The sequence below is a fragment of the Cupriavidus sp. R6-3 genome (assembly GCF_059772245.1).
In genome coordinates, this window is record NZ_JCBAJO010000216.1 from 1 (window position 1) to 7898 (window position 7898).

Here is a 7898-nt window from a genome sequence, read left to right on the forward strand (position 1 = left end):
CCCCTGCGCCGCGCCATCCTGGCCCGGCCGCACGCGCACCGGCACGTCGGCATCGCGACCGTTGACCGGAGCGTCGCCCGCCTGCATCGCCTGCTGCAGGGCCTGCGCCTGTGCCGCGGCCTCGGCGGCGGGATGGCGTCCGGTGACGCGCCGCGCGGCGTTGTGCACCGCCTGGGCGCTGCGGATCTGGATGCCGGCGGGCATCATCTGCGTCATGCCCATCAGCAGCATCGCGCCGTTCTGCAGCTTCTCGGTCAGCGTCATGTCGCCGCCGTGCTGCGCGAAGGTGATGGCCTGCTGGCCGGTCATGATCGCGCCGGAGCCGAACGCGGCGCCGTTGAACACGCGGCTGCCGATCGCCATGCGGTTGGCATTGCCGGCCAATGTCCTGGCCGCCATCTGCGAGAACGTCGACGAGTTGCCGCTCAGCGTGCCACCGGCCCGCATCGCCAGCGACGCGCCCTTGCCCAGGCCCAGCCCCGCCATGCCGGCCACCGAGCCGAAGCCGTTGGCCCACAGCGAAAACGCGCGCGCATTGTCCAGCGGATTGAGCGAGCGTCCATGCGTGGCCATGTCATTCGCATCGACCGCCGTCACCGCCAGGCCATAACCCATCGAGCCGAGCATGCCGCCCCAGGCGGCCGCCACCAGCGGCGTCAGCGTGCCGCCCGAGGCCACCATCACGCCGATGCCGCCGATCGCGCCGACCGCGGCCACGCCGATATCGAGCCAGGCGCGGAATTTCTCGCCATCGGTGACGATATGCGCGTCGATATCGTCGAACTCCGCATGGCCGTCGGCACCCAGGCTCAGGTCCCTGGCCAGATAGACAGTGCCCTTGTCGTGCAGCTCGTTGTTTTCCTGGAAGTCGCGCTCGGCCGGCTGATCGCCCTTGCCGTAGACCGCGCCCTGGTCGTCGACCCACAGCGTCTTGCCATCCTTGCCGACGAATTCGAAGACGGCGCTCTGGTATGGCGACATGCCGGGCCCGGTCACGTACATCGGAATGACCTTGATGGTCGCGCCCTCCGGCACGTCCTCGGCCAGCTGTTCCTTGATCAGCTTCGGATCGGCGTTGGGCGCGGCCAGCGCGATCGCATTTTCGAGCGCCTTGTCGTCGCCGGCCTTGACCGTCAGCTCGTCCTTGCGCAGCGCCAGCGAATCGAAGGTGCCCTGCAGGATCTCATCCTTGTCCAGTTCGAACCGGCGCTGGTCCTCCTTGGCCTTTTCGGTGCCGCTGTACTTCTCGTGGCCCCGATCCATCGCGCGGGTCAGGTCGTAGTCGGCCATCGGCGGCGCGCGGTCGTGGTCCTTCAGCTCCTTGGCGAAGGCAAGCGACAGGCTGGTGTGCCCCTTGGCCGCGGCATCCTCCGCGCCGCCATAGATGCGCCCCTGCGTGCCGCCGACCTGGTTCTGCATCACCATGGTGAAGACGTCGTTGTCCTCGTTGGCGAGCCAGCTGGCGGTCGAGGTCGCGGCGGGGCCGGTGCCGAGTTCGGAGCCAGGATTGCGCGCGTAGTAGCCGGCGTCGGCGGCGTCGACCACCGCGGCCAGGCCATGGTAGAAGTCGTTCCAGTCGTTGTAGCTGCCGCCGGACGGCGCGACATTGCGGCCAGTCCAGTCGTTGCTGTATTCGCTCTTGACGGTATCGAGCAGCGTGGTGGCGTCTTCCTCGGTCAGATACGGCGCGACCTGCTGCATGTACTGGCCGACCCAGTCGGCGTACATTGTTTCCTGCCCGATGATCGGCTTGTAGTCGTCGTCGTGCGTCTTGCCTTCGAGGTCCTTGCGCATCGACGCCTCGATCTGCGCGCGGAAGGCCTCGCCGTCAAAGCGATTGCCGTCCACGGCGAGATAGCGCTCGCGCTCCTGTTCGGTCTGCGCGGCATTGGCCGCGCCCTGGCGCAGCTTCAGTGCGCCGACGAAGTCGCCCGCATCGAGCTTCTTGCTCAGGTTGTCCTGCAGATAGCCCTCGCGCAGCGGCACCGAGCCTCGCATCAGCGACAGCATGCGCTGCATGCCCGCTGCCGCGGCGGCGCTGTCTTCCTTGCTGACGCCCTCGCCGCCTTCCGCGCGCCGCTGCGTCTCGGTGAACGCGTACATCACCAAGCCGGAGTTCTTCACACCGGCCTCGAACGCGCGCCGCGTCGGATCGTTCGGCGGCGCATTCTCGGCGGGGACAAGGTAATCCGCTCCCAGCGACTTGTACATGACATAGGCCGCGGGGTTGAACTCCATCAGGTCCCGTTCCTGCTGCGACAGGTCGCGCGGTGTCGCCGAGTTCGGATCCATCCTGGCGTCCGGATCGAGCGTCAGCCCCTGGACCTGCGCCATCGCCAGCGTGGTCGGATCGGTCTGCGCCAGCTCGCGTTCGAACTCGTTCTCCGGGGTCAGATGCTCCATCTCGCCGGCGATCCGCCCTTGCATGTCGGCGGTCGCGATGACCGTGCGCATGCCCTGGTCGCTGCCATAGCGGCCCTGCAATTGCTCGATGGCCTGCTGCCGGTAGCTGTCGGGCACCTTGACGCCCTTGCCGGCCTGCAGCGCTTCGAGCTGTGCCTCGGCATCGTCGACGCGGTTTTGCGCCTCGGTCAGGTCGTAGCCGCGATCCGTCATCGACTGCGAGCGGTCATGCGGCTGGTTGCGGACGTCGCTCAGCTTGGTATCGGCATCCTTCTTGTAGAGCTGCGTGGCCAGCGTATCGATCTCGACGCGCATCGTGCCGAGATAGGTCTCCTCGGCCTTGTCCCGCGTCTGCTGCGCCTCGTGCACGGCCGCGCGCGCGTCGCTGACGGCCTGGCCGCTCTCGGGATCGGCGCGGCGGATGCCCATCGGGATCTCGGACAGCGCCTTCTCTTCCCGCTGCAAGGTGGCTTCGGCCTGGTCGAGCCGCTCCTCGGCGAGTCCCAGCTGGAAGCGCGCCCCCTGCGTGTCGCGCGCTTCCTGCGTCGGCTCGGCCTTCAGGAAGCCATCCTTGATGCTGTCGAGGTTCTGGTCGAGCACCGGATCGTTGTAGCGCTCGCGGATCTCCCTGGCCTTGGCGTCGACCGCCGCGGTGATCGCCTTGTCGTCGCCGCCGCTTGCCGCGGCCTGATTGGCGGCCACGCGCAGCTCGTTCTGCGCGCCGGCCATCACCATGCCGTATTTCTGCTCGATCGGCTTCCAGTCGGCATCGGTCATGGTGCCGGCATTGCGCTTGGTCTCGCTGTCGTCGTACGCGCCCTTGGCGTCCTTGTGCCAGCGATCGGTGTGCCCCTTCGCCTCGTTCTGCTTTTGCTCTCGCGCTTGCTGCGCGGGATCGGTGGCCGGCTTGTCGCCGCCCGGACCCTTGACCTGCACCACGCCGGCCGGTTGCGTTTGCGGAGTGTAGAGCGCCGGCGTGTCGACGGGCTGATTGTTCGCCGCGCGATCCGGCTGCTGTTTCTGGTCGGCCTGCTGCGTCTGGTTTGCCTGCTGCGCCTGCTGGGCCTGCTCCGCCTGTTGCGCCTGCTGCGCCTGGTTGTTCTGTTCGTTGCGCCGGGCGCTTTCCGCTTCCTGGGCCTGCCGCTGCCGCTCCGCCTCGCGAGCCTGCGCGCGCCGGGCCTCCTCTGCCGCCGCGCGTGCCGCGGCTTCGGCGGCGGCGCGAGCCGCGGCGAGAATGGCTTCGCGGGCTTGCATCAGGTCCTTGAAATCCAGCATGACGCTCTTCTCCTGAGGAACGGGGGCGATGCGAACGGCGTTAAGGCAGGCATGACGTGGGCGCGCGGCGGACCGCGCCTGGACGCACTGCGGCCAGCGTGACAGGCCATTGTCTGCCCGGTGTCGCGCGATACCAACTAGGGAGAATCGTAGGCTGAGGGTTCAGCCGGCCACCGGGAGGGCATGGAACTACGTGAATACGTAGTCGAGGACCGCAAGGCGCCGCGACCGGGGGCAACGACGCGCAACGCTGTCATCGCCCCGTCATGGCAATCGTCTACAGCCGGTTGTTGTCGAGGTCGGTGACCAGCATGCAGCCCGGCGCGTGCGTGATGCAGATCTCGGGCCGGGCTTCGCGGATCACGGCCTGGGGGGTCACGCCGCAGGCCCAGAACACCGGGATCTCGTCCTCGTCCACCGGCACCGCGTCGCCGTAGTCCGGCGCCTCGATATCCTCGATGCCGATCAGCCGCGGATCGCCGATATGCACCGGCGCACCGTGGACGTCCGGATAACGCGCGGTGATCTCGGTAGCAAGGATCGCGTCGGCGGCCTTCAGCGGCCGCATCGACACCACCAGCTTGCCGGACAGGCGCCCGGCCGGCCGCGTCTCGATCGAGGTGCGGAACATCGCCACGTTGCGGCCGAGATTGATGTGCTTGAGCGGAACGTTGGCGGCGATCAGCGCATGCTCGAACGAGAACGAGCAGCCGATCGCGAAGGCCACGAAATCGTCGCGCCACAGCGAGGCGATGTCGGTGGTCTCCTGATAGTCGGTACCGTTGCGGTAGACGCGATACAGCGGCACATCGCTGCGGATGTCGACGTCGACGCCGAGATTGCGGAAGACCGGATCGCCCGGCTCGGTGACATCGATCAGCGGACAGGCCTTGCGGTTCAGCGCGCAGAACTGCAGGAAGTCGTAGGCCCAGTCGCGCGACAGGATGACGATATTGGCCTGGACATAGCCCCTCGCCAGCCCGCTGGTATGGCCGCGATAACGGCCGGAGCGAATCAGGGCGCGCAGTGCGGCGGGGTCTTCGGGCAACAGTCCGTTGGCTTGCTGAAGGGGCAGGTTCATGGTCGTCGGCGTGGAGTCGTGCACGCGAGCGCAACGCGCGCTGTTCGCGAGGTGTGCAACGATTCTGGACGCCGCGCCGATGCACTGTCCAACAAATCTTTTGGATGCAGCGCGATAAGGCTTTTCGATGACAAAGGCAAGTCGGGCTTGCCTTTGGCGATCCCAGGTGCCGGATCTCAGGCGTCGCTCGCGCGATCGCCACCGGTGTCGCGCGCGGTATCGCGGCCGGTATCGCGGCCGGTATCGCGGCCCGTGTCGCGCCCGTTATCGCCTTCGCCATCGCCGCCGCTGCCCTGCGCGGCCGCATTGGCCATCAGCATCGCCTTGTCCTCGCCCGCTTCCGCGCAGAACGCGGCCACCACGCCGACAGTCAGCGCGATCACGGCCTCCGACAGTTCCAATCCTGCACCGGTGCGCCACGAGGCCACGATGTCGAGCGACGGCGGATGGCTGTCGATATCGACGATGGTCAGCGTGCCGTCCTCCAGCTCGCGCCGCACCAGCACCGGCGGCACCGCGCCGATACCGAAGCCCTCGCCGATCAGCCGCGTCATCGCCGCGACCGAATTGACGCAGCTGATGCGCGGCGACGGCACGCCGTTCAGGTGGAACAGGCTCAGGATGTCCTGATGCGGACGCGAGTTCTTCACGAAGGTGATCACGCGTTCGCCGGCGAGGTCGTCCAGCGAGCGATACGGCCGGTCATAGGCCGAGCCCCTGGCGACGATCCAGCGGATCGGGTACTTGGCCAGCTCGATATTGCGCACGGTCTCGACGCGCAGCAGATCGGTCTGGAAGATGATGTCGAGATAGCCCTTCTGCAGCTGATCGCAAAGGTTCAGCGCCGCGTCGGCGGTCAGCTCGATCTCCAGCGACGGGTAGGCCTCCATCACGCGGCGGACCACCGACGACAGCCAGGTATGGATCACCGAGTCCATCGCGCCGATGCGCAGGCGCCCCTCGCTGACGCGCGTGGAGTCGATCGACTGGCGCAGCCGGTGCATCGTGTTGACCATGCGCTCGGCGTATTCCAGCACCTGCTGGCCCTGCGGGGTCAGCGAAACGCCGCGCGAATCGCGCAGGAACAGCTTGACGCCGAGGTCTTCCTCCAGCACGGCGATGCGGCTGGAAATCGAGGCCTGGGTGGTGAACAGTTTTTCCGCGGTCAGCCGGAAGCTTCGCAAACGGGCGACCCAGACGAACGTCTCGAGAAAGCGCAGGTTCATGTCGACAGGGGTTGGACACGGGAATCACGATGCGGCTGGCGCGGACGAACAACACCGGCATCGCGCGCCGCGGCGCCCTGCACGCGCACCGCGGCCGTGTCGCTCAACTTCCCTGCGTCGACGGACGCGCCGCGTCGGTGGACTCGCGCACCGGGTACGCCGGCGCGGCATCGACCGGCTGCTCGGCCAGCACCTTGATGCGGCCCAGCCCCTTCTGCATTTCGTCGCCCAGCGCCTGCGGGTACTCGGCGCGAGGACCGGCGGGCACGGACAGCGGGTCGAGCCACATCTGCCACGTTACCACGGCGGTGCCGGCATCGGGACCGGGACTTACCTGCAGCCGCCCGCGCGTATGGTTGGACAGCTTGCGGTAGACGTAGGAATACGGTCCCCTATCGACGAGCACGTCGACCACCGGCGGCCCGCCGTTCTTGCGCTCGGCGCGGCGGACGGTACCGGGAGAGCCGTCGCCCAGCACCACGCTGCACGAGCGCAGCGCGGTATCCCACTTGGCGATCGCACAGTAGTCGCCGGCCTGGCTCCATACCTGCTCGGGCGTGCGGTGGATCAGGATCGAGCGCTCGACCGGGACCAGTTGGGCGTGGGCGGCGGGCGCGATGGCCAGCGACGCCAGCGCGGCCAGGGCCGCCAGCGGCACGCCACGATGGCGCCGCCGTGCAAGAACGAGGGATGAGTGGTGGTCGGGCATGCCGGCGGAAGGATCGGTCGTCGGAGAAAGGATGGTGGTCGGTGCGAGATGCGCCAAGGCGCTCGGTTTCGCGTGGATGCGCGTCCCTGCGCGTCCCTGCGTGTTCCTGCATGTTCCTGCATGTTCCTGCACGTCCATGCGCATCCATGCCCGGCCATCGCGGCCGGGCTCGGTGATGGCGTAGCGTACCGCGAGCGGCGCGCCTTGCCATCACCGAAGCTTCGTAGGACGGGGAACTTCGCGCGGGTCCGTCAGCCCTGGCTCGTCTGCGGCGGTGCGATATCGACCAGCCAGCCCGGCACGATGCGGTCCGGATCGCCGATCGACGCATTGAGCTGCAGCAGATGATCGAGCGCCCGCCTGGTCTGCCCGATTTCGCCCAGGGACGCGGAGGCGGCTTCGCGGTCGGCGGCCAGCAGGGTGTCGCGATGGCTGCGCGCGATCTCCCACAGCGTATCGCCCGGCGCCACCTGGTGGTAACCCGCCAGCACCGCGGCGGCGCGCCGCGACAGGTTGCGATGCGGCGGCTCGATCGTCGGCGCCGTGGGCTGCCGTTCGGCCCGCAGCTGTGGCGCGGTGCCGCGCGCGGTATCGGCCAGTGCCGCACGATGGCGGCCGGAAGACCCGAGCAGGTCCGGCCACTGGAACTCCTTGTTCAACGTGATCGCGTCGATCTCGCTGACGCGGGACTTCGACAGGTCCGGTCCCTTCAGGTACCACAGCTGCGCCGGGCCGACCTTGCTGCCGTACTGGCCGATCTGCAGGCGGTTGGCGGTATTGGAGCCGTAGAAGCGCAGCGGGCCGATATTGGTCGCGTCCATCAGCACCGGCGTGACCGGCCACGACCACGTGGCCTGCCCATCCACGTCGGTCAGCCTGCCGTTGGCGAAGTTGGTGCGCAGGATGTTGTGCTTGACGTGGCCGACGCGCAGGCTCGCCATGCCCATCTTCGACAGCCATGGCAGGCCGAAGCGATAGGCGACGCCACCCTCGAGGATATTGACGCCGTCGCGCGTGCCGACCGTCGTCTTGCCGTCGCGCGAGAACGCGAACGGCGTGGTGCTGCCGCCCACCCACAGCGACTTGATGCCGCCGATATTGAGCCACAGCGTCATCGAGTTCAGCCCGTCGCGCGAACGGAAGGTGATCTGCCAGCCGTCGATGCGCGTGGTGTCCGGCAGGTTGTACTTGCGCAGCTCCCGCG

General features: G+C 68.1%; 5 protein-coding genes. All 5 read right to left on the bottom strand.

What is annotated here, in order from left to right:
- On the bottom strand, positions 1–3678 hold a 3678-nt coding region (locus tag AC6EI8_RS21895; protein WP_498382871.1), incomplete at its 3' end, for a DUF4781 domain-containing protein.
- Between the two features lie 277 nt (positions 3679–3955).
- Positions 3956–4759, bottom strand: coding sequence for a putative hydro-lyase (locus AC6EI8_RS21900; protein ID WP_265634091.1), 804 nt, complete (start codon positions 4757–4759; stop codon positions 3956–3958).
- 176 nt (positions 4760–4935) lie between these two features.
- Positions 4936–5985: a LysR family transcriptional regulator gene (locus AC6EI8_RS21905; RefSeq protein WP_498382873.1), complete on the bottom strand. Its 1050-nt coding sequence runs from the start codon at positions 5983–5985 to the stop codon at positions 4936–4938.
- A gap of 103 nt (positions 5986–6088) precedes the next feature.
- Positions 6089–6694 (bottom strand): SRPBCC family protein, encoded by a 606-nt coding sequence (locus AC6EI8_RS21910; protein ID WP_265634095.1) that lies wholly within the window; start codon positions 6692–6694, stop codon positions 6089–6091.
- 251 nt (positions 6695–6945) lie between these two features.
- Positions 6946–7898, bottom strand: a 953-nt coding sequence (locus AC6EI8_RS21915; RefSeq protein WP_498382874.1) for an LWXIA domain-containing protein, incomplete at its 5' end; no start/stop codon positions are given.

What these genes read in the sequence shown, in the direction of transcription:
- AC6EI8_RS21905 (WP_498382873.1), bottom strand. Translation starts at nt 5,985, where the DNA reads ATGAACCTGCGCTTTCTCGAGACGTTCGTCTGGGTCGCCCGTTTGCGA.
- AC6EI8_RS21900 (WP_265634091.1), bottom strand. Translation starts at nt 4,759, where the DNA reads ATGAACCTGCCCCTTCAGCAAGCCAACGGACTGTTGCCCGAAGACCCC.
- AC6EI8_RS21910 (WP_265634095.1), bottom strand. Translation starts at nt 6,694, where the DNA reads ATGCCCGACCACCACTCATCCCTCGTTCTTGCACGGCGGCGCCATCGT.